Annotated in this window: 17 protein-coding genes; 9 read left to right on the forward strand and 8 right to left on the reverse strand. The window is 72.0% G+C overall.

Annotation, left to right across the window (positions count from 1 at the left end):
• Window positions 1–246: 246 nt before the first annotated feature.
• Entirely contained in the window at window positions 247–1173 is a 927-nt protein-coding gene (locus ACFXGX_RS07695) for a DUF3027 domain-containing protein (RefSeq protein WP_384786178.1), read from the reverse strand.
• A 409-nt stretch (window positions 1174–1582) separates the two neighbouring features.
• Here ACFXGX_RS07695 and ACFXGX_RS07700 point away from each other — a divergent pair, with 409 nt between their 5' ends.
• From ACFXGX_RS07700 to ACFXGX_RS07715, 4 genes are all read left to right on the forward strand, one after another.
• Complete coding sequence (locus ACFXGX_RS07700) at window positions 1583–3007, forward strand: MFS transporter (RefSeq protein WP_384786180.1); 1425 nt, start codon at window positions 1583–1585, stop codon at window positions 3005–3007.
• A gap of 75 nt (window positions 3008–3082) precedes the next feature.
• A complete protein-coding gene (locus tag ACFXGX_RS07705) occupies window positions 3083–3586 on the forward strand; it encodes a DUF2771 domain-containing protein (protein ID WP_384786183.1) in 504 nt (167 codons plus the stop codon).
• A 26-nt stretch (window positions 3587–3612) separates the two neighbouring features.
• Entirely contained in the window at window positions 3613–4311 is a 699-nt protein-coding gene (locus ACFXGX_RS07710) for a futalosine hydrolase (protein WP_384786186.1), read from the forward strand.
• The gene (locus tag ACFXGX_RS07715; RefSeq protein WP_384786189.1) at window positions 4295–5197 is read left to right on the forward strand and encodes a 1,4-dihydroxy-6-naphthoate synthase; all 903 of its coding nucleotides are present in this window, start codon (window positions 4295–4297) and stop codon (window positions 5195–5197) included. Before ACFXGX_RS07710 ends, ACFXGX_RS07715 begins: the two co-directional genes overlap by 17 nt.
• 21 nt (window positions 5198–5218) lie before the next feature.
• Here the strand turns inward: ACFXGX_RS07715 and ACFXGX_RS07720 are convergent, their stop codons facing one another.
• The gene (locus ACFXGX_RS07720; protein WP_339130057.1) at window positions 5219–5602 is read right to left on the reverse strand and encodes a cold-shock protein; all 384 of its coding nucleotides are present in this window, start codon (window positions 5600–5602) and stop codon (window positions 5219–5221) included.
• Window positions 5603–5745: 143 nt separating this feature from the next.
• Window positions 5746–7476 carry a recombinase family protein gene (locus tag ACFXGX_RS07725; RefSeq protein ID WP_384786192.1) on the reverse strand — a complete coding sequence of 577 codons (1731 nt, stop codon included), beginning with the start codon at window positions 7474–7476 and terminating at the stop codon, window positions 5746–5748.
• Between the two features lie 187 nt (window positions 7477–7663).
• Between ACFXGX_RS07725 and ACFXGX_RS07730 the strand changes: the two genes are divergently transcribed.
• A complete protein-coding gene (locus ACFXGX_RS07730; protein ID WP_384786195.1) occupies window positions 7664–7915 on the forward strand; it encodes a hypothetical protein in 252 nt (83 codons plus the stop codon).
• 88 nt (window positions 7916–8003) lie between these two features.
• Here the strand turns inward: ACFXGX_RS07730 and ACFXGX_RS07735 are convergent, their stop codons facing one another.
• Window positions 8004–8639, reverse strand: a complete 636-nt coding sequence (locus ACFXGX_RS07735; RefSeq protein ID WP_384786198.1) for an HAD family hydrolase — start codon at window positions 8637–8639, stop codon at window positions 8004–8006.
• A 52-nt stretch (window positions 8640–8691) separates the two neighbouring features.
• Entirely contained in the window at window positions 8692–9702 is a 1011-nt protein-coding gene (locus ACFXGX_RS07740; RefSeq protein ID WP_384786201.1) for a hypothetical protein, read from the reverse strand.
• A gap of 648 nt (window positions 9703–10350) precedes the next feature.
• On the opposite strand from ACFXGX_RS07740, the gene ACFXGX_RS07745 reads away from it, so the two are divergent.
• Together ACFXGX_RS07745 and ACFXGX_RS07750 are read left to right on the forward strand one after the other, a co-directional pair.
• Window positions 10351–12906: a helicase-associated domain-containing protein gene (locus tag ACFXGX_RS07745; RefSeq protein ID WP_384786204.1), complete on the forward strand. Its 2556-nt coding sequence runs from the start codon at window positions 10351–10353 to the stop codon at window positions 12904–12906.
• A 75-nt stretch (window positions 12907–12981) separates the two neighbouring features.
• Window positions 12982–14628, forward strand: coding sequence for a DNA repair helicase XPB (locus tag ACFXGX_RS07750; protein WP_384786207.1), 1647 nt, complete (start codon window positions 12982–12984; stop codon window positions 14626–14628).
• A 211-nt stretch (window positions 14629–14839) separates the two neighbouring features.
• On the opposite strand, the gene ACFXGX_RS07755 is transcribed toward ACFXGX_RS07750, so the two are convergent.
• Window positions 14840–15034 carry a hypothetical protein gene (locus tag ACFXGX_RS07755; protein WP_384786210.1) on the reverse strand — a complete coding sequence of 65 codons (195 nt, stop codon included), beginning with the start codon at window positions 15032–15034 and terminating at the stop codon, window positions 14840–14842.
• 436 nt (window positions 15035–15470) lie between these two features.
• On the opposite strand from ACFXGX_RS07755, the gene ACFXGX_RS07760 reads away from it, so the two are divergent.
• Window positions 15471–17540 (forward strand): HelD family protein, encoded by a 2070-nt coding sequence (locus ACFXGX_RS07760; protein ID WP_384786213.1) that lies wholly within the window; start codon window positions 15471–15473, stop codon window positions 17538–17540.
• A gap of 98 nt (window positions 17541–17638) precedes the next feature.
• Here the strand turns inward: ACFXGX_RS07760 and ACFXGX_RS07765 are convergent, their stop codons facing one another.
• Both ACFXGX_RS07765 and ACFXGX_RS07770 read right to left on the reverse strand, forming a co-directional pair.
• Window positions 17639–18853 (reverse strand): trypsin-like serine peptidase, encoded by a 1215-nt coding sequence (locus tag ACFXGX_RS07765; RefSeq protein WP_384786216.1) that lies wholly within the window; start codon window positions 18851–18853, stop codon window positions 17639–17641.
• 203 nt (window positions 18854–19056) lie between these two features.
• Entirely contained in the window at window positions 19057–19761 is a 705-nt protein-coding gene (locus ACFXGX_RS07770; RefSeq protein ID WP_384786219.1) for a copper homeostasis protein CutC, read from the reverse strand.
• 159 nt (window positions 19762–19920) lie between these two features.
• Here ACFXGX_RS07770 and ACFXGX_RS07775 point away from each other — a divergent pair, with 159 nt between their 5' ends.
• On the forward strand, window positions 19921–22530 hold the full coding sequence (locus ACFXGX_RS07775; RefSeq protein ID WP_384786223.1) for an N-acetylmuramoyl-L-alanine amidase: 2610 nt from the start codon (window positions 19921–19923) through the stop codon (window positions 22528–22530).
• The last annotated feature ends 24 nt before the right edge of the window (window positions 22531–22554 follow it).

Raw genomic sequence — 22554 nt, forward strand, 5'->3', positions numbered from 1 at the left:
GTTTCAGCCCCTCCGGCGTTTGAGGAGCGGGGTCTGGGGGGGAGCCCCAGGTATGGGTCGGGTAGGGGCGGAGGGGGCGAGGAACGGCTGGGGCGCGTCCGTGCCGGGGAAGGTGGAAGCGCCGGTTCCACGGGCCGGGGTTCGACCGCCCGTTCACCGGGGCGGCCGGTTCCACGGGCCCGGGGTTCGGCCGCCCGTTCACCGGGGCGGTCTCGACCCCGGGGCTGGTGAAAACTCCAGTGAAAACTACGAGTGGCCCAGTTCCGCCTGGGATTCGTCCGTGGTCGACGGGACCGAACCCGAGTCGGGGGACGGACGCAGCGGGAACGGGTCCACCTGGGTCTCGTCGATCACGGGAAGCGGCGGCCGCGGCGGCGTCGGCATGACGGCAGCCTCGGAGTGCCCCCCACACCCGTAAGCGAGCGACACCACACGCCCGTCCGCGGGCGAGAACTCATTCGCACAAACACCGAACGCCTGCCCGAGCGAGCCCCCGATCCGGTTCAGGAAGCCACAGCTCACGCACGTGGCGGGCGCGGCCTGCGCCATCGCCGTCTTGGCGCCGAACGAGTCCTCCCAGCGGTCGGCCGCGACATGCAGCCCGTACCGGGAGAGCACCCGGGCCCGGCGGAGCCCCAGCTCCTCGGCGACGGCGGCGATCGAGCCCCGGCGCGGAGCCATCGGCAGATGCGCGGGCGTGCCCGCGGTCACCTCGGCGTCCTCCGCCTCCACCAGCTCGGCCATGTCCTCGGAGACCGCGGAGTTCGGCGCGGGCTCGTCCTCGCCGGACCAGCCCGGCTCCAGCCGGAGATCCTCGGCGTCCGTGGGGAGCAGGTCCCCGGGGCCCATGTCGCCGGGGCGGAGCCGCTCGCTCCACGGCACCCACTCCGGGGCCAGCAGAGCGTCCGTACCGGGCAGCAGCACCGTCTCGTCGAGGGTGACGATCTTCGCCCGGGAGGCACGGGCCACGGTCGACGCCCAGCGCCAGCCGCGGTATCCGGGTTCCTTGCACTCGAAGTAGTGCGTGACAACGCGGTCCCCCTCGGAGACCATCCCGAGGTGCTCGCCGACGATGCCGGGGTAGGCGGCTTCCTCGGCTGCCGCGCGGGCGAGGTCGACGGCCTCGGCGCACAGACGGTCCGGGGTGCGGCTTCGCGTTGTCGCTGCGCTCACAGGTATCGCTTCTCTCCTACGCCGTCTCACGGGTGCGCCAGTCCTCGGCGGGGGTGCGGACGGAGCGGACCGGTGGGCCGCGTCGACGTCCGCGCCCGATCGCACTCGGGCGCACCTACGCCATCCATTCTGCGGGATGGCCGAGAGGCGCGCGGCCGAGAACAATCGCCGCAGGCGCGTTACGCACGCTACCTTCTCCTGGCGCCTGGGCCCACACCGGCGGCCCTCTTCGGTGCTCCGTGCCGGGATCTTCGGCGCTCCCCGGCCCCCGGAGTCCGCCACTCCGCCGCGCCGCGCGACGAATGTTTTCCACGCGCCCACCCGTCTCGCCCAGTCCGATGGGCCCCACTCGGCCCCGATACGCGCGGTAACCGCACTACGCACCCCGAACTCGGGGCACTATGACGGAGTGGCGTCCGCAAGGTCACCCCAGGGAGCAACCGGAGTCGGTGGCGCCAAGGGGAGCAACCGGAGTGGCGGATCGGGCCGGGTGACCGGGTCCGTCCGTGCGGTGGGGCGTGCCCTGCACTTCCCCGTGTCGCGGACCGCCCGCGGCATCCGCAAGGCCACGCACGCGCACGGAGCGGGCGAGTCGGGCCTCGGGAAACTGATCGAGCTGCACGCGGTGAACGGCGCCGGCGACGTCATGATCACGGTGGCCCTGGCATCCACCGTTTTCTTCTCCGTGCCGACCGACGAGGCCCGCAGCAGGGTCGCCCTCTACCTGGGCATCACCATGGCGCCCTTCGCCGTCCTCGCCCCCGTGATCGGCCCGCTGCTCGACCGGCTGCCGCACGGCCGGCGGGCCGCGATGGCGGGCTCGATGCTCGCACGGGCGATGCTCGCGCTGATTCTGGCGAGCGCCGTCGTCACCGGCACCTTCGAGCTGTATCCCGCCGCGCTCGGCGTGCTCGTCGCCTCCAAGGCGTACGGCGTGGTGCGCAGCGCCGTCGTACCCCGACTCCTGCCACCCACGTTCTCCCTGGTCAAGGCCAATTCGCGGGTCACTCTGGGTGGACTCCTGGCCACCGGTGTGGCCGGGCCGATCGCCGTCCTGCTCCAGTCGGCGGGCGCGCGCTATCCGCTCTACGGCGCCTTCACGATCTTCATCCTGGGCACATTCCTGTCGTTCTCGCTGCCGCCCAAGGTCGACTCCGCCAAGGGTGAGGACACGGCGCTGCTCGCCGCCGACCCGGACCACCTGCACGGCCCGCGCCTGAAGAAACCCCCGCGCCCCGGGCTGCGGACCGTGGGGACGGCCGTCACCCACGCCCTCGGCGCCAACGCCTCGCTGCGCTGCCTGTCCGGCTTCCTGATCTTCTTCCTCGCCTTCCTGCTGCGCGAGCACCCGCTCGCCGGCAAGAGCGCCGCGGTCTCGCTCGGCCTGGTGGTCGTCTCGGCGGGCGTGGGCAACGCGATCGGCACCGCCGTCGGAGCCTGGCTGAAGCAGCGCTCCCCGGAGATCATCGTCGTGACGGTGGTGGCGGTCGTGGTGGCCGCAGCGATCACGGCGGCGCTCTTCTTCGGCACCCTGATGGTCGCGTGCCTCGCGGCGATCGCCGGCTTCGCCCAGGCTCTCGCCAAGTTGTCCCTGGACGCCCTGATCCAGCGAGACGTCCCGGAACTTGTCCGAAATTCGGCGTTCGCACGCTCCGAGACACTGCTCCAGATGGCCTGGGTGCTCGGCGGAGCCATCGGCATCGCGATGCCTCTCAACGGCCCGCTCGGCCTCTCCGTGGCGGCCGGGATCGTCGCCGTCGGATGGCTGACGACCGTGCGGGGACTGCTCCTGGTGGCTCGGCGCGGGGGATCCGCCCGCAGCCGTGTCTCCTGAGCCGCGCGGGGGCCTCCCACGGCACGCCGCACCCCACGTGGGGGCACCGGTCGGCGTGCCCGATAGCCTTCGGTCATGACCTCCCTGCCCCGCGGCAGAGCCGCCAATGGACAAGGCGCTGCGCGCCGCCGCCGCGCCGTCGCCACGGTCGGCGCCGTTTCCGCCGGACTCCTCGCCCTGTCCGCCTGCGACAAGCCGACCCCGATGGCCACCGTCACGGTCGGAACCAAGTCGGTGAGCTCCGAGGCCGACTGCTACAACGACGGCAACACCCTGAAGACGGACCCGACGAGCTGCCTGCGGTCCAAGGACATCAAGTCCATCACCGTCGACCCCGACGAGACCGTGCGGTTCGGTGTGGACCCGAAGATCGCGGACAAGGGCTGGACGATCCTGATGAACGGGCAGCAGCTTCTGCCCGAGACCACCAACAAGACGTACCTGACGATTCCGGGCAGCGTCTTCTTCAACCAGCAGTACGGCGCCACCGGCAGCTCGACGCTCGTCTCCGTCAAGGAGGGCGACAAGACGGTCACCGGCCTGTGGTCCTTCAAGTTCAAGAAGGACACGGACAACTGATCGCCGCCGCCGGGCCGAGGGTGCTCGTGGCCACCGCCGTCTCCGTGGAGCGGGAAGCGGTGGCCGCGGCGTCGTCCGGCACGGCGCGGGAGATACGGCTCCCGGGGGCGACACTCCACCGGACCGGCGGGCTCGATCTGCTCGCCGCCGGTGTCGGCCCCGCCCTCGCCGCCGCCTCCGTCTCCGCCGCACTGACCGCCGCCGCCCTCGACGGCGCGCCCTACGGCCTCGTCGTCTGCGCGGGGATCGCCGGCGGGTTCCAGCCCGGGGCGCCCCTGGGCTCGCTCGTGGTCGCCGACGACATCGTCGCGGCCGACCTGGGCGCCGAGACGCCGGAGGGGTTCCTTCCGGTCACCGAGCTCGGCTTCGGAACCGTCAGCCACCGACCTCCGGAATCACTCGTACGAGAGATCGCGGCCGCCACCGGCGCCCGCACCGGCACCGTCCTCACCGTGTCGACCGTGACCGGCAGCGCGGCACGCGCCGCCGAACTGCGCGCCCGGCACCCGCGCGCCCTCGCCGAGGCGATGGAGGGTTTCGGAGTGGCCGAGGCGGCCGGCGCGCACGGTGTGCCGGTGCTGGAGATCCGCGCAGTGTCCAATCCCGTCGGCCCGCGGGACCGCGCCGCGTGGCGCATCGGCGAAGCCCTCGCGGCCCTCACCGGGGCATTCGGGAAGCTGGGGCCCCTCCTGGAGAGTTGGAACCCACATGAGCGCACTGCCTGAATCCGCCGAAGCCCTGCGGATCGCCTACTCGCCCTGCCCCAACGACACGTTCGTCTTCGACGCCTGGGCGCACGGCCGTATCCCGGGGGCACCCTCGCTGGACGTGACCTTCGCGGACATCGACATCACCAACGGCATGGCCGAGCGCGGCGAGTTCGACGTGCTGAAGGTGTCGTACGCCGTGCTGCCGTACGTCCTCGACGACTACGCGCTGCTGCCGTGCGGCGGCGCGCTCGGGCGGGGCTGCGGTCCGCTGGTGCTGACGAAGGAGGCCGGCACTGGGGGCACCTCCCTGCTCGAGCGAAGCCGAGAGCCCGGGGGACTGACGGGCCGTACGGTCGCCGTGCCGAGCGAGCGGTCGACGGCGTATCTGCTGTTCCGGCTGTGGGCGGCGGAAACGGTGCCCGGCGGGGTCGGCGAGATCGTGGTCATGCCGTTCCACGAGATCATGCCCGCCGTACGGGACGGGAAGGTCGACGCGGGGCTCGTCATCCACGAGGCGCGTTTCACGTACCAGAACTACGGGCTGCACAAGCTCGCCGACCTGGGCGAGCACTGGGAGCGGACCACCGGGCTGCCGATCCCGCTGGGCGCGATCATCGCCAGGCGGTCGCTGGGAACCGAGCGGCTCCTGGAGCTCGCCGAGGCCGCCCGCGCCTCGGTCCGCGCCGCCTGGGACGACCCCGAGGCCTCCCGCGCCTACGTCCTGGAGCACGCCCAGGAGATGGACCCGGCCGTCGCGGACCAGCACATCGGCCTGTACGTCAACGAGTTCACGGCCGATCTGGGCGAGCCCGGATACGCGGCGGTCCGCGGGCTGCTCACCCGTGCGGCGGCCGAGGGGCTGGTGCCGCCCCTCGGACCGGACGCGCTGGCGTTTCCCTGATCCCCGGTTCTCGCCCGGGCCTCACACGTCGAGCTGGTCGGCGACCGCGCGCAGCAGACCGGCGATCTGCTTTCCGGAGGTCTTGTCCGGGTAGCGGCCCTGTTCCAGGGTGGGCGTGATGTTTTCGAGCAGGGTCGTCAGGTCCTGGACGATGGACGCCAGTTCGTCCGGTTTACGGCGCTGGGCGGCCGCGACCGACGGGGCCGGTTCCAGAAGGGTCACCGAAAGGGCCTGGTCGCCGCGCTGACCGGCGACGACGCCGAACTCGACACGCTGGCCGGGCTTGAGGGCGTCTACTCCGGCGGGCAGGACCGAGGAATGGACGAAGACGTCGCCGCCGTCGTCACGGGAGAGAAAGCCGAAGCCCTTCTCAGTGTTGAACCACTTGACCTTGCCAGTCGGCAAAGCACACGCTCCCTCTATCGGTCCCGGACGCTCCTGGAGGCCGGTGCACCCTTACTGAACTGCCGTCATGACAGCCTACCGGGGGTCTCTCCAGCAGAACACGCCTTAAAACGGGAGTGAGCCCCAACCAGTACGGCAAGGGCTCAAAGTGGTTGGAGAGGTTTAGTCTCCCTCGGCTTCTCCCTTGATACGGAAGACCGTTGCCCGCCCGATGCCGTGCCTGGCGGCGACAGGATCTCCCCGGGCTTCGCCAGAGCATCGATGATCTTGTTTCGCTGCTCCGCTTGCGCGTTGCGACTGAAGACCTTTTGAACCCTCTTCACGCCAATACGGTCGGGAAAGAGTTCTTCAGCCATGGTCTGGATATCTCCAAGGTCCATGACCAGTCCGGCCGTGCTCTCGTCGGCTCCCTTGCTCCATCCCCAGACCTTGATCCGATAGGCCCTCAGGAACTCCCTGCGGTCTTCCTGGTCCTTGGCTTCCCAGACCTCTCCGTACTTCCTCCCCGTGGCCTTGACACCCGGGTGCGCCCTCTCCGCTTCCTGCTTCGCGAGTAGCGAGACTTTGGCAGAGAGCCCCTTGTGCATACGGCGGTAGGACTCTTCCTGCCCCTCTCCGTCGTACTCTCCTGACAGGAAGTCAGCTTCCAGCTTCTCCAGCCGTGTCCTTGCCGACTGGAGTTCCCTTGCCTGAGAGGGTCCGACTCCTGCCCGCTCGTACATGTCCCACCGGCCCACGCTCCCCTGGATCTGCTGGTCGACCCAAGCGTCCAGGATGTCAGCGCGTACGGAGAAACCCTCTGCGCACGTGCCGCCCTTGAACTTGGCGGAGCAGCGGTAGTACCTGCGCCCCGGAACCCTGGTGCCGTCCTTTTTGACGTGTCCGGAGTTCAGAAGAGAGGTAACGGCCGCTCCACACGCTCCGCACCGTGCGATGCCGGCCAGAAGGCTCCTGGTGCTGACGCGCTTCTCTGCTCCCTCCGTCCTGGGAGCCTGCTTGATCCGGTCCACCAGGTCTGTCCACTCGTCCATCGTGGCCAGCGGCTTCTCAGGGAGGATCACAGGCTCTCCCTGGTCGTCCAGGACAGCCTCTCCCTTGTACGTGTAGAGACCGGGGACCCATGAGGAGCGGATGAACTTGTTGATGATCATGGACTGCCATTGAGTCCCCTTGGTCTTCTCCCCCTTGAGCTTCCGCAGGTGGTCTCCCCACGTGCGTACACCTCTGGCGTTGAAGTCCCGTGCGATCCGGTGTGTGGACTGTCCCTCACGGATGCGCTGGAAGATCTCTTCCACGTAGGGGTAGAAGTCCTGGTCGATCTCCAGGATCTTGCGCTTCCCGCCCTCAACAGCCTTGATGCTGTAGCCGGTTGGCGGAGCACCTACCAGCCAGGAACGGTTCTCAAGACGGCTCTGTACGCCGTTGATGATGCGGGCCTGGATCGTGTCCCACTCAGCCTCGGCGAAGACGGCTGTCATGCGAGCCATCATCTTGCCCTGAGGAGTGGAGAGGTCGAACCCCTCCTCCACGCACACGATGAACTTCCCGTTCTCCTGCGCCCACTCCAACAGTTCGTTGAAGTGCATCGAGCGTCGGGTGAGCCTGTCCATCTTGGCTGCGATCAGGACGTCGAACTCATCCGCCCTGGACGTGAGCCACTTGCCCAGCTTGGGACGCTTGAACGGGGAGATGGATCCTGAGACATCCGTGTCCTCCGCCTCCCCCACCAGAAGGCCGGCCAGCAGCGGAGAGGCCACGTGGTGACGGATCACGCCACGCTGCCACTCGATGGACGTCGAGCTGTCCGAGTCGGCAGAGAGGCGCAGGCACGAGACGTAGCGCAGACCTGCTGTCCGGCCAGAGGAATTCGTCATGGGAGCGAGGCTAGCGAAATCTGTGTGCCTGGGTAACCGACTCGTCTTTGCCGGTGGGCACGCCTGTCCTCGTCCTCGTACTCGTCGGAGACTTCTCGGGGAACGGCTCGGATGGGGCCAATGGTCCGTCGGCTCGTGACAAGACGTCGCTGGATTGTTCCTTCGCGCAGGGAACTACCCTGGCGGGGTGCGTGACAAAACCCAAGCGAATTCCCCTGAAGCCGGTGACGGGCTGATCCGTGCCGGTGCCATCGTGTTCTTCATCGGAGCGTTGGCCACACTGGTCACCGTGGCCCCGCTGCTGTTCGGCACGAAGCCCTTTCCGTTCTACATGTTCGGCTTGAGCATGCTCATGGGCGTCGGATTCCTGCTGGCCGGCGCGGGCGTGCTCCAGTCCGCCGCGCAGGGCCGCCGCCGCGCCCGAGCCGCCCGTTCCTGACGGCGGTCGTTTCCGACGCGGTCGCCCCTGACGGCGGTCGCCCCTGAAGGCAGCGGCGGTTCGGGCCGGTGCCTGGTCCGGCATGCCCTCAGCGGTGGTTCTCCAGCCATGCCGGGAACTCGGTGAGATCGCCGAGGACGACGTCCGCGCCCGCCGCGCGCAGTTCCTCCGCGTCGCACGGCCCGGTCGCCACGGCCACGCTGTACGCCTGTGCCGTGCGCGCCCCGCGTACGTCGCCGGTGTGGTCGCCGACGTACACGCTCGCGCCGTGCTCGCGCAGCGCGACCGCCTTCTGCTCGGCCCACAGGTTGCCGACCACTTCGTCCGCCTCGATGGCGAGGTGGTCCAGGTGCAGCCTGGCGTTGGGCTCCCACTTCGCGGTCACGACGACCGCGCGGCCGCCCGCCGCCTGTACCGCCGTGACGGCCTCGCGCGCGCCGGGCATCGCGAGCGTGCCGGTGATCGCGTGCTCCGGGTACATCTCGCGATAGAGACCGGCCATCGCCGCTATGTCCTCGGCCGGGAACCAGTGGGCGAGTTCCTGCTCCAGCGGGGGCCCGAGCCGCGTGACCACGAGATCGGAGTCGATGTACGTCCCCGTCCGTGCCGCCATCGCCTCGAAGCAGGCGTGGATCCCGGGACGGGAGTCGATCAGGGTCATGTCGAGGTCGAAGCCGACGGTCAGCGCAGGTGAGGTCATCCCAGGTGAGGTCATATGCGCCATTGTGCCCAGACCCCCGGGAGACCGGTCCACGCCTTTTCGCCGAGGCCGGGCGTCAGCGCCTTCGCTGGGAGCGCCAGACCAGGTACAGGGCCGAGGCGATCGCCGCGCCGCGGACGACGAAGGGCCAGGTCTCGGCCATCGCCTCGTTCATGTGGCCCGCGGCGACGGGGTCGCCCCACCGGCCGACCGAACGGCCCCAGAGCCAGACGATGCCGACCGTGGCGGACAGTCCCGGCAGGACGAGGACGGCCCACTTCGACTCCGCCCGGGTCAGCCGGCGCGAGCCGTAGGCGATCAGCCAGCCGAGGCCGAGCGCGAACCAGTTGCCGAGGACCGCGCCCGCGACGAGGAGGGCGGCGGCGAGCAGGAGCAGCGGGTTGGTGTAGCCGCCGAGTCGCGGGAGGAGCCGGCGGGGCAGGCGGCGTGCGGGGGTGGCCTCGGCGGCCGGCTCGTCCTCGGGGTCCGGTGCCGCCGTCTCCTCGGCCGGGTTCGTCTCCTTCCCGGAGCCGCCGCCCTTGTCCCCCGGCGGCGGCTTGAGCAGTTCGGGGATCTCCACGCCGCCGACGAACCCCGGCACGCTGTCTCCGAGTCCGAAGGGGCTGTCGGTGCCGCGCCACCAGTCGGGCCGGGTCGCGCTGTCGCCCAGTTCGGCCGCGCTCGCCAGATGGGGCGGGGACGGCACGTCGGCGGCGGCGCTCTCGGCGGGCCGCTCCTGGGCCGGGCGGGGGCGGGGGACGACGCGGCGCAGTCCCTTGGGGCGCTCCTGCGGTTCGGCGGCGGCGCGCTGGGAGGGCACGGCGGCCCGGGTCCGGGCGCCGGACTCGCCGTCCCGGGTGCCCCGTCCGGCCGCCGCGACGATCTCGTCGGGGGTGCCGAGGCGGTCGAGGATGCGGCGGACCGCGGCGGGGGTGTCTGCGCCGGCTCCGGCCCGGCGGCGGCCGATCTCCTCGCGCAGTTCCGTGACCAGGCGCATGCGGGTGCCCGACGGCAACTGGCGCTGATGGGCCAGGTCGCCGACCCGGCTCAGGTAGTCGAAGACAAGCTGGTCGCTCTCGATCCCCACGAAGTCCCCTCCGGGGCCGGTGCGTTGGATACCCCGTGGGGACGAAGGTACCGGTTTTCCCCCGTGCGAGAGCGTCCGGTCCGGGGCTCGGCCTGCCGTGCGAGGCGCGCCGTCCCGCCGGGGTCCGGGCACCGGGAGACGTGCGGGACGCCGGGGCGGGCCACCGACGGACGCGCGGGACGCGGGAGCCGGGCACCGGGAGACGTGCACGGTGAACGGGGGCCGGGCACCGGGAGACGCGCGGAACGCCGGGGCGGGCCACCGGTGGACGCGCGGGACGCGGGAGCCGGGCACCGGGAGACGTGCAGGGTGCAGGGGACCGGCCGCCGGGAGACGTGCGGAACGCCGGGGCGGGCCACCGGTGGACGCGCGGGACGCAGGAGCCGGCACCGGGAGACGTGCGGGACCCCGGGGCGGGCCACCGGCGGATGCGTGGGACGCGGGAGCCGGGCACCGGGAGACGTGCAGGGTGCCGGGGGGGCCGGGCACCGGGAGACGTGCGGGACATCGGAGAACGGTCGCCGGGAGACGTGCGGGGGGCCGGGGCGGGCGGGAATGTGACGACAGGTCCTGGATCGCGGGGCCGCCCGGCGGTCCACCGGCCGGGGGCCGGGTCCGGCGGGCGTGCCACCCGCTACCGTTGACAGGATGAGCCCCGAGACGACCGCCCCGCGGTCCCTGGCGGAAGCACTCCGCGCGCGGGACGACGCCTCGCTGTCCGCCCTCCTGCGGTCCCGGCCGGACCTGATCACCCCCGTCCCCACGGATCTCACCCAGCTCGCCACACGGGCGGGCACCCGGGCGTCGGTCGTACGCGCCCTGGAGCGTCTGGACCGCTTCACGCTCCGGACGGCCGAGGCGCTGGCGGTGGCGCGGGAACCGGCGACCTACGACGAACTGCTCGGGCTGCTGGCGGGCGACGACGGCGACCCGGCGGTCACGGCGGCCTTCCCGCACGCGCTCGGGACACTGCGCGAGCAGGCGCTCCTGTGGGGGCCCGACGACCGGCTCCGGCTCGTCCGCACGGCACGTGAACTGCTCGCCCCCTCCCCTCAGCACCCGTCCCCGACGGGGCTCGGACCGACCGTCGGCGAGGCCACCGCGGGCATGTCGCCGGGACGCATCCAGGAGATCGTGGCCGCGGCGGGGCTGGCGTCCACCCATGACGCCGTGTCGGCGGTGGCCTCGCTGAGCGGCCTGTTCTCCGACCGGAGCCGGATGTCGGCACTGCTGGACGAGGCGCCCGCCGATGCGGTGGAGGTGCTGTCCCGGCTGGTGTGGGGTCCGCCGTACGGGCAGGTGACGGCCGAACCCGCGGCGCATCTGCGCTGGCTGATCACGCGGGGGCTGCTGCTGCCGACGGCGCCGGGCACGGTCGTGCTGCCCCGGGAGGTCGCCCTGCATCTGCGGGCGGGCCGCGCGCACCGGGTGACCGAACCGTCGGCGCCCGCGGTCGAGGCCGCGACGTCCCACCGTCCACAGGCTGTGGACGCCGCCGCGGCCGGTCAGGCGTACACGACGCTGGCGACCGTCGAGGAACTGCTGAAGGACTGGCACGAGGGCGGCCCCGCCGTGCTGCGCGCGGGCGGTCTGAGCGTGCGGGACCTGAAGCGGACGGCGGTGGCGCTCGACGTACCCGAACCGGTCGCCGCGTTCTGGGTGGAACTCGCCTACGCGGCGGGCCTGGTGGCCTCGGACGGCGAGGCGGACGAACGCTACGCGGCGACACCCGCGTACGACACGTGGCTGGAGCTGCCCGCCGCGGAGCGCTGGGCGCGGCTGGCCACGGCGTGGCTCACGGCGACCCGTACGGCCGGTCTCGTCGGCGGACGGGACGCGAAGGACCGTACGCTCTCGGCGCTCGGCCCGAACCTCGACCGCTCCGCGGCACCCGAGGTCCGCCACCGTGTCCTCGCCCTGCTCGCCGAGCTCCCCGAGGGCGCCTCCCCCGACCCGGACTCGCTCCTCGCCCGGCTGTACTGGGAACGGCCCTCGCGCAGTGTCCGGCCCTCACCGGACGACCTGCGGGCCCGGCTGGCCCGCTGGACGCTCTCCGAGGCGGAGCTGCTCGGGGTGACCGGCCGGGGCGCGCTGTCCGCGCAGGGGCGGGCGCTGATGGGCCTGCCCGCCCCGGCGGCCGCGCGGGAGGCGGAGCCGGACGGTCCGGGCGACAAGCTTCCCGCGCACAAGCGGCGCTCCCCGGTGGCCGCCGCCGTGACGGCTGCCGTGACGTCCTCCCCCGCCGAGCAGGCCGCGGCGGCGGCTCGGGCGGTCGCCCTCCTCGCGCCGCTGCTGCCCGAGCCGCTCGACCACGTCCTGCTCCAGGCGGATCTGACGGCGGTCGCGCCCGGCCCGCTGGAGCGTCCGCTGGCCGACACGCTCGGGGTGCTCGCGGACGTCGAGTCCAAGGGCGGGGCGACGGTCTACCGCTTCACCCCGGCCTCGGTGCGGCGGGCGCTCGACGCGGGCCGTTCGGCGTCCGACCTGCACGCGTTCCTCGCCGCCCACTCCCGTACGCCGGTCCCGCAGCCCCTCGCCTACCTGATCGACGACATGGCGCGCCGGCACGGTCATCTGCGGATCGGGTCGGCGTCGGCGTACGTCCGCTGCGACGACGAGGCGGTGCTCAACGAGATCCTCGCCGACAAGCGCTCCCAGGAGTTCGGGCTGCGGCGGATCGCGCCGACGGTGCTGGTCGCGCAGACCGACCCGTCGAACCTCCTGACCGGCCTGAGGACGATGGGCTTCGCGCCGGCCGCCGAGTCGGCGGAGGGCGACGTGCTGATCAGCCGGGCCCACGCCCACCGCACCCCGCCGCGCACGGCGCCCGAGCCCGTCCCGGACGGCCCGCCGGTCCCCGACGCCACGCTCCTGGGTGCCGCGGTCCGCGCGATCCGGGCCGGTGACCTCGCCTCCACGGCTCCGCGCAAGGACGACCCGGCCGCCGGGCGCCCCGGCAACGGCGCCCTGCCCCGCACCAGCTCCGCCGAGACCCTCGCGACCATGCAGGCCGCCGTCATGACGGGCGAGGCGGTGTGGATCGGCTACGTCAACGCCGAGGGCGCGGCCAGCCAGCGCGTCATCGCCCCCATCAGGGTCGAGGGCGGCTTCGTGACGGCGTACGACCACACGGCGGACGAGGTCCGCACCTATCCGCTGCACAGGGTCACGGGGGTCGCGGAGCTCGCCGACGACCAGCCGTGACCGCCCGCCGGTAGGGCACACTGGACGTTTGGCCGAGCATCCGCGCCGGGTGCCGCCACCACGAAAGGGACGGGTGTGAACGGACCCCTCATCGTCCAGTCCGACAAAACGCTGCTGCTGGAAGTCGATCACGATCTGGCCGACGCCTGCCGTCGGGTCATCGCCCCCTTCGCCGAGCTGGAGCGGGCGCCCGAGCACATCCACACCTACCGGGTGACCCCGCTCGGCCTGTGGAACGCGCGGGCCGCCGGGCACGACGCCGAGCAGGTCGTGAACGCGCTGGTGGAGTTCAGCCGCTATCCGGTCCCGCACGCGCTGCTCGTGGACATCGCCGAGACGATGGACCGCTACGGACGCCTCACGCTGAGCAAGCACCCGGCCCACGGGCTCGTCCTGACCACCACCGACCGGCCCGTCCTCGAAGAGGTGCTGCGCTCCAAGCGGATCGCCCCGCTCGTCGGCAACCGGATCGACCCGGACACCGTGGCCGTGCACCCCTCCGAGCGAGGCCAGATCAAGCAGACCCTGCTGAAGCTGGGCTGGCCGGCCGAGGACCTCGCCGGGTACGTCGACGGCGAGGCGCACGCCATCGAGCTCGACGAGACCGGCTGGGCGCTGCGGCCCTACCAGCGGCAGGCCGTGGAGAACTTCTGGCACGGCGGCTCCGGTGTGGTCGTGCTGCCCTGCGGCGCGGGCAAGACGCTGGTCGGGGCCGGTGCGATGGCGGAGGCCAAGGCGACCACGCTCATCCTCGTCACCAACACCGTCTCCGCCCGGCAGTGGAAGCACGAGCTGGTGAAGCGGACCTCGCTGACCGAGGACGAGATCGGCGAGTACAGCGGCACCCGTAAGGAGATCCGTCCGGTCACCATCGCCACCTACCAGGTGCTGACGACCCGGCGGAAGGGCGTCTACCCGCACCTGGAGCTCTTCGACTCCCGCGACTGGGGCCTCATCCTCTACGACGAGGTCCATCTGCTGCCCGCGCCGGTCTTCAAGTTCACCGCCGACCTCCAGGCCCGGCGCCGGCTGGGGCTGACCGCCACGCTGGTACGGGAGGACGGGCGCGAGTCGGACGTCTTCTCGCTCATCGGGCCCAAGCGGTTCGACGCGCCCTGGAAGGAGATCGAGGCGCAGGGCTACATCGCGCCGGCCGACTGTGTGGAGGTGCGGGTGAACCTCACCGACTCCGAGCGGCTCGCGTACGCCACCGCCGAGAACGAGGAGAAGTACCGCTTCTGCGCCACCACCGCGACCAAGCGCAAGGTGACCGAGGCGCTGGTGCGCAGGTTCGCCGGTCAGCAGATCCTCGTGATCGGCCAGTACATCGACCAGCTCGACGAGCTGGGTGAACACCTGAACGCACCCGTGATCAAGGGCGAGACCAGCAACGCGCAGCGGGAGAAACTGTTCGACGCCTTCCGGGAGGGCGAGATCAGCGTGCTCGTCGTGTCCAAGGTCGCGAACTTCTCCATCGACCTGCCGGAGGCCACGGTGGCCATCCAGGTGTCGGGGACCTTCGGCTCCCGCCAGGAGGAGGCCCAGCGTCTGGGCCGTGTCCTGCGCCCGAAGGCCGACGGCCACAAGGCTCACTTCTACTCCGTGGTGGCCCGCGACACGATCGACCAGGACTTCGCCGCCCACCGCCAGCGCTTCCTCGCGGAACAGGGCTACGCCTACCGGATCATGGACGCCGACGAGATCCTGGCCGACACCGAGTAGCCGTCCGGCAGGCAGTCTCACCGCCTCCGCCGACCCTTCGGCCCCGGCCGGGGACATTCCCAGCCCCTCCGACGCCGGCAAGATTTCAGCCCCTCCGGCGTTCGAGGAGCGGGGTCCGGGGCGGAGCCCCGGGGGCGGTAGGTCAGACGGGGCCGAGCCGTCTGTCGGGGGGCCCGGACCGGAGTCCTGGCGGGCCCGGGGCAAAGAGGCGTCAGCGGCGCCGAACGCCCGCTTCTTCGCCGTACTCGCCGAGCAGAACGACCTCGACGGCCGCGCGCCCGAACACCTTGACGGCCTTCAGCGCGTCGCCGAAGCGATGGCGGTGCTGGATGGAGGTGACGGCCGTCGCGCCACGCGCGACAGGCCCGGGATGGGCAGGACCTGGGGTGAAAGTGGCTGCGCTCATATCTCCATGGTGCGGCCACACCGACCCGAACGGCGTCGGTCCATGGACCGAACCTCGCCCACCCCTCAGGTACCGCTCCGGGCCACCCGCCGTACGCCTCACGACGGACCCCTCCCCCTAGGGACTCCCGGGCCGGACCCTGAGGCGCCACACGGCCGCCGGAAGGACGCGGCGCCCGGGCGCCGGAAAAACCATTGGCCCCGGCATCCACCCTTCGCCTAGAATCTTCGGTCTTGCCCGCCTCCCTCGACGGAGTGCCGCCGCCCGGCCGGAAACCGGACGGCACCCGGATTCCCCACGGAATCCGCAGGGAATCCCGGCGGATTCCCGACGGAATCCGTGGCGATTCACGATCTGCATCACTCACGCAGCACTGCCAAAGCACCACGGCACTCCCGCAGCACCCCCACAGCAGGTTTCCCGGAGGCAATTCCCCGTGTCCACCCTGTCCGAAGGTCCGTCCGGCGCCCCTTCCGAGTCCGACGATCCCCTCTCCCGCGAGCGCTCCCACCTCACCCACTCCCGTTCGGCGCTCCGCGCGATGCGTGAGGACGCGGAGAACCTCGACATCCGCGACGTCACCGCGAACTGGGTGAACGCCGAGGTGCTGCACCGCCAGATCACCGAGCGCATCAAAGCCCTCGCCGACCTCAGCCACACCCCGCTCTTCTTCGGGCGGCTCGACTATCTGCACGCCCCGGGCTCCGACCTGGCGGAGGGCGCCGAGGGCGAGCGGTTCTACATCGGGCGACGGCATGTCCACGACGCCGACGGCGACCCCATGGTCATCGACTGGCGCGCGCCGGTGTCACAGCCGTTCTACCGGGCCTCGAAGAAGGACCCGATGGACGTCGGGCTGCGCCGACGGTTCGGCTACACCGCAGGCGACCTCACGGCGTACGAGGACGAGCACCTCTCCGACCCGGGCGAGGCGGCGGCCACCAGCAAGCTGCTCCAGCAGGAGATCGAGCGCCCGCGCGTCGGCCCGATGCGCGACATCGTGGCGACCATCCAGCCCGAACAGGACGAGATCGTACGGTCCGGGCTGTCCGGTTCGGTCTGTGTGCAGGGAGGTCCCGGCACCGGAAAGACCGCCGTCGGCCTGCACCGGGTCGCCTATCTGCTGTACGCGCACCGGGAACGGCTCGCCCGCACCGGCACCCTGGTGATCGGACCGAACAAGTCCTTCCTGCACTACATCGAGCAGGTCCTCCCGGCGCTGGGCGAGCTGGAGGTCAGGCAGGCGACCGTCGACGACCTCGTCGGGCATGTCGAGGTGCGCGGAAGCGACGACGCGCCGGCGGCCGTGATCAAGGGCGACGCCCGGATGGCCGAGGTGCTGCGCCGGGCCGTGCGCTCGCACGTGACCGTCCCCACCGAGCCCGTGATGGTGGTCAGGGGGTCACGGCGCTGGCGCGTTCCCGCGTACGAGCTGGAGGAGATCGTCCGGGAGCTGCTGGAGCGGGACATCCGGTACGGCGCCGCCCACCAGGCCCTTCCGCAGCGGATCGCGCACGCCGTGCTGGTCCAGATGGAGCGCTCCGGTGAGGCGCCGGACGACCGGGTGCAGGACGCCGTCGCCCGCAACCCCGCCGTGAAGGCCGCCGTGAAGGCGATCTGGCCGCAGGTCGACCCCGCGAAGCTGGTGCTGCGGCTGCTGACCGACGCCGGGTTCCTCGCCGCGCACGCGGAGGGGCTGCTGGACGAGGCCGAGCAGAAGGAGATCCTCTGGGCGAAGCCGGTGCGCAGCGTGAAGAGCGCGAAGTGGTCGGCCGCCGACGCCGTGCTGATCGACGAGGCCACCGATCTCGTCCAGCGCACCCACTCCCTCGGGCACGTGGTGCTCGACGAGGCGCAGGACCTGTCGCCGATGCAGTACCGCGCCGTGGGCCGGCGCTGTACGACGGGGTCGGCGACCGTGCTCGGGGACCTGGCGCAGGGGACGACCCCGTGGGCGACCCGGAGCTGGGAGGAGGCCCTAGGGCATCTGGGCAAGGGCGACGCGATCGTCGAGGAGCTGACCGCGGGTTTCCGTGTCCCCACGGACGTCATCACCTACGCGTCCCGGCTGCTGCCGCACATCGCGCCCGGTCTCACGCCGGTCGCCTCGGTGCGTGAGAACCCGGGCTTCTTCGAGGTGCGCGCGCGTACGGCGGACGCCGACGTCCTGGGCGCGGTGGAGGAACTGCTGGCCCAGGAGGGGTCGGTCGGACTGATCGCCGCCGACGCCCGGATCCCGGTGCTCGCCGAGGCGCTGACGGCGGCCGGGCGGACGTACATCGGTCCGGGCGAGGAGACGACGGCCGAGACCCGGCTGACGCTGGTGCCGGCCTCCCTCGCGAAGGGCCTGGAGTACGACTACGTGGTGCTGGACGAGCCGGGCGCCGTCGTGGACGGCGAGCCGGACGAGCGCACCGGGCTGCGCCGCCTGTACGTGGCGCTGACCCGGGCGGTCTCGGGGCTGATCGTGACCCACGCGGCCCCGCTCCCGGCCGAACTGGCCTGACCGGCCGACGACCCGGCGCGGACCCGGGCGCCCCCGGTACGGACGCGGACGGCCCCCGGCACGGATGCCGGGGGCCGTGAACCGATGTGCGCGAGGGGCTACTTGAACTTTCGGCTGGTCGCCAGGTAGACCTGCTTGGCGTTCTCGCCGAGGCGCGGCCCGGTGATGAACGTCTTGCGGTCGCTCAGGGAGTTGTTGGAGACCAGATAGGTCCGGCCGTTGTGGCTCATGAACCAGGGCCCGCCGGACGCGCCGCCGTTCATGGTGCAGCCGATCATGTACTGGGCGGGGACGTTGCTCGCGAGCACGAACCGCTTGGTGGCGCCGTGGCAGTCGTACATCTTCGAGCCGTCGTAGGGCGCCTCGGCCGGGTAGCCGCGGACCTTCATGGACGCGACCTTGTTGGCGGCCGGCGCGGCGAACCACACCGGCAGGGCCGAACCGAGCTGCTCCTGAAGGGACTTGCCGCCGCTCTCGGGCTTGACGTGGAGCACGGCGTAGTCGTATCCGGAGGCCGCGTTGCCGGTGTGGCCGCCGCCCTTCATCCACTGGGAGGACGTGGTGGCCCAGTCGGCCCACCAAATGCCGTAAGGGGAGACGGACTTGGCGCGCGGGTTGGTGATCTGCCGGTTGGTCAGGCTCGCGCTGTTGTTGTACGAGGGGACGAAGGCGATGTTGCGGAACCAGCCGCCGCCCTTGCCCGCGTGCACGCAGTGACCCGCGGTCCACACCAGGTTGGACTTGCCGGGGTGCGCCGGGTCGGTGACGACGGCGGCCGAGCAGACCATGTTGCCCTGGGGCGAGGAGAAGAACATCTTGCCGACGGGCGGCGCGTAGTGGTGATAGGTGCTCTTGACCTTGGCGGCGGTCTGCTTCGTCACCTTGCCGTCGGGCAGGTAGGAGGTGGCGCCGCTGCCGGAGCCCGAACTGGTGCTGCCCGCCCGGACGACGGGGATGCCGGCCTTGGCCTGGGCCATCTTCTCCGGCGACCAGAAGTCCTTGATGTACGGGTTGGCGAAGTCCTCCGCCTTGGAGGCCCAGTCGCTGTAGTCCTGCCACCCCCCGTTCTTCCACTTGTCCAGGGCGGCGCCGCCGAGTTCGGTGGGAAGGCCGTCGGGCAGCTTGTAGCCGCCGAGCGAGGCGGAGCCGTCGTCCTGGCCGGTGTCGACGCCCTTGTCGGCCTGGGCGGACGACGAGGGCCGCGCGGCGGCTCCCTCGTCGTCCTTCTTGCTGTCACAGGCCGTGGTGGTGATCATGACGGCCGCGATCACGGCGGCGGCCGCCGCGAGCGTGCGGCTGCGTATGGATGGCATGAAGCCCTGTCCCCCTGATGCTGCTGTGCTGCCGCACCGCGTTCTCCGGCACGCACATCCGTGTGATTGTCATGCCCCGGGCGATCGAGGCAGATCAAATATGCACGCGAAAAGCCGTGCGGTGATCGGCACGTGACTCTCACAACACAACAACTACGAGGCGGAGATGGATCCGTGACCTCCCGGACCGGAGAACCGGCCGCCTACGCGTCGACGGCGGTCCGCCACTCCCGCACCGACTCCGCGGAGACCGGCCCCGTCCAGCCCTCCGGACGCGCGGCACCGCCGATGTGGAAGGCGTCGAGACCCGCCGCGCGCAGCTCCGGCAGATGGTCGAGGCGCAGCCCCCCGCCGACCATGATCCGCGGCTCGTACCCCGGTTCACCGCGGCGGGCGGCCTCGGCCGCGAGGACGGAGAGCCCGTCGTCGACACCCGCCGGGGACCCGGCGGTCAGATAGGCGTCGAGGCCGGGCAGGTCACCGAGCTGCTTGCGCAGCGCGTCCCGGTCGGCGGCGCGGTCGATCGCGCGGTGGAACGTCCAGCGGCAGCCGTCCAGTTCGGCGACGATCCGCTCGACGGCGGCCAGGTCGGGACCCCCGTGCTCGTCGAGGAAGCCGAGCACGAACTCGTCCGCGCCCGCGTCCCGCAGCCCGCCCGCGGCCCGTACGAGGGCGTCGACGCCCGCCGTGCCGCCCGCCGAGAAGCCGTCGGACAGGCGCAGCATCACGCGCAGCGCGATGTCGACGGAAGCGCGGATCCCGGCGAAGGTCTCCACCGACGGGGTCAGTCCGTCGGCCGCCATGTCCGTGACCAGCTCCAGCCGGTCCGCACCGCCGGCCTGAGCGGCGACCGCGTCCTCCACGCCGAGGGCGATCACCTCCAGGACCGCGCTCTTCCGCTCAGTCATCGGACCTCTTCCCTTGGGCCGCTATAGGTCTAGTCCAATCCAAGAGTACGCGGGTGGGGACGGGGGTGCGAGAAGATCCCGTCCGGCGTTCTAGTTGATCTTTCATATAACCTCCTCGCGTGTGAAGATCATGTGATGGCCGTGTGGAGGGGTGGGGCAGTGCGACGACGTGGGTGGGGTGCGGCCGTTCTGGCGCTCGCGGCGGTCTCCGGAACCCTGGTGGTCCAGGGGACCGGCGGCGGGACCGGCGGGAACGACGGCGCATCCGGGCCGATCCGCACGCGTACGACGACCGCCGCGCTGACCGTGGCCGACGGCGGCACGTCCGCACGCCTGGACCGGCGGGACACCGCTCCCTTCAGCATGCTCGGGATCACCTGGGCCGAGCCGTCCGCACGGGTGACCGGCACGATCGAGGTCCGGACCCGGGACACCGCGCGCCACGCGTGGTCCGAGTGGCTGCGGCTGGACGGTGACAGCGGCGAGGGCGAGGAGGGCGCGTCCCGCGGCGGCACCGCTCCGGCGTGGGTGGGCCCGTCCGACGGGGTGCAGGTGCGGATGTCCGGCGCGCCGTCGCCGCGGCTGCCCGCGGGCCTGCGACTGGACATGATCGACCCGGGCGGCGACGCGGCCTCACGGCTGGAGCCCGCCGGGTTCGTGATGGACCCGGCCGGCCCGGCGGACCCGGCGGACCCGACCGCGACGGACGACCCGACCGACCCGGCGAACCCGACCGGCCCGACCGACCCGGCGGACCCGACCGACCCGGCCGACCCGACGGACCCGACCGGCCCGACCGCGACGGACGAGCCCGCGGAGACGTCCTCTCCCGACCCGTCCCCGTCCCTGACCTCCGAGCCCTCGTCCAACCCGACGGCGTCCGCCGTACCCACGGAGTCGCAGACGCAGCCGTCCACCGGGAGCGCGAGCCCTTCCCCGACCGGCTCCGCGCCGGAGCCGGCCTCGCCGACCGCGACCGTTCCCCCGGCCCCGGAGTCCGGCGTGCCCCGCCCGCCGATCACCTCGCGCGCGGGCTGGGGCGCCGACGAGTCCATCAGCCCGGAGGAGCCCGGCTATCTGCCGGGCGGGAGGATCAAGGCCGTGGTGCTGCACCACACAGCCACCTCCAACGACTACACCTGCGCGGAGGCCCCGGCCGTCATCCGGGCCGTCTACGCCTACGACGTGCAGCAGTTGACCTGGAAGGACATCGGCTACAACTTCCTCGTCGACAGGTGCGGCACGATCTACGAGGGCCGCAAGGGCGGCGTGGACCGGCCCGTGATGGGCGCGCACGCCTACGGCTTCAACTCCGAGACCACGGGTGTCGCCGTCATCGGTGACTACAGCGACGTGGCGCCCTCCAGGGAGGCGATGACCTCGGTCGCCCGGCTCGCCGCGTGGAAGCTCGGCCAGTACGGTGTCGACCCGACGGGCACCGCCACCCTCACGGCGGGTGCGAGCGGGCCGAACTACTTCCGCCATACGTGGGCTGCGGGGGCCAGGATGACCTTCCCCGTCATCCACGGCCACCGCGACGGCTACAACACCGTGTGCCCGGGCGACGCCTACTACGCCCTGCTGCCCACGGTCCGTGCCTGGGCGGGCGGGACGGTCGAGGGGCTCACGCTGGACTCGGTCACCGGTGCCGGCGCGTCCGGTACCACCCTCCCCGCCGACACCGCCGTCACCGTGAAGTGGTCGGCCTCCACCCCGGCCTCGCTGGTCGGCCGGTACGACGTCCTGGTCGACGGCGAGGCCGCGGCCACCGTCGCCGGGACCGCCTCCTCCGCCGAGGTGAGCCTGACCCCGGGGACCCACAGGGTCGCCGTGCGGGGCGTCCACCAGTCCGGCAGGACCGCGGTCACCGAGGACGTCACCGTCGTCGCCGAGTCCGCCTCGCCCACCCCGACCCTCACGGCCCCCGCCACGACCGCCCCGCCCACGACGGCCGCACCCACTCCCGCCACCACTCCCACCCTGACGGCCTCGCCCACGACGAAGACGACGACCCCCGCGGCGACGGCCTCGCCCACTCCCAAGGCCACGACGCCCGCCGCGACCACCTCACCCACCCCCAAGGCCACCACCCCCGCGCCCACGGCCCCAGCCACCACGAAGGCCCCCACCCCCGCCGACACCACCCCGCCCGTCTTCTCCACCAAGCCGAATCTCGCCCTGCGCACCGGCACGGTGAGCACCACGGCCGTCCCGGTCACCCTGAAGTGGAAGGCCACCGACGCGAAGGGGCTGAAGGAGGTCCGCCTGACCGCCCCGGTCGCCAGGACGTACGGTCCGACCGTCACGAGCGCGAGCCTCACCGCCAAGTCCGGTGCCGCCACGGCCTGGAGGATGACCGCGTACGACAAGGCCGGCAACGCCCGCTCGGCCTCGGTGAGCGGCACCCCCGTGATCCTCCAGGAGAGCGCGGCCAAGAAGTCCGGCACCTGGACGTCCAAGTCGTCGAGCAGCCACCTGGGCGGCAAGTCGTACGGCAGCTCCACGAAGAACTCCTCGCTGACCTGGACGTTCACCGGACGCTCGGCGGCCCTGGTGGTCTCGCGCGCCGCGACCTCCGGCCAGGTGTACGTGTACGTGGACGGCAAGAAGACCGCCACCCTGGATCTGAGGTCGACGACCACTAAGTACCGCGACGCCCTCTGGGCGAAGACGTGGACCACCGCCGCCGAGCACACGGTGAAACTCGTGGTCGCCGGCACCGGCGGCCGGCCCACGGTCACGGCCGACGGGCTCGTGTATCTCAAGTAGCCGGTGACCAGCCGGCCGGCCGGG

The sequence above is a fragment of the Streptomyces sp. NPDC059371 genome (assembly GCF_042751995.1).
Lineage (GTDB): Bacteria > Actinomycetota > Actinomycetes > Streptomycetales > Streptomycetaceae > Streptomyces.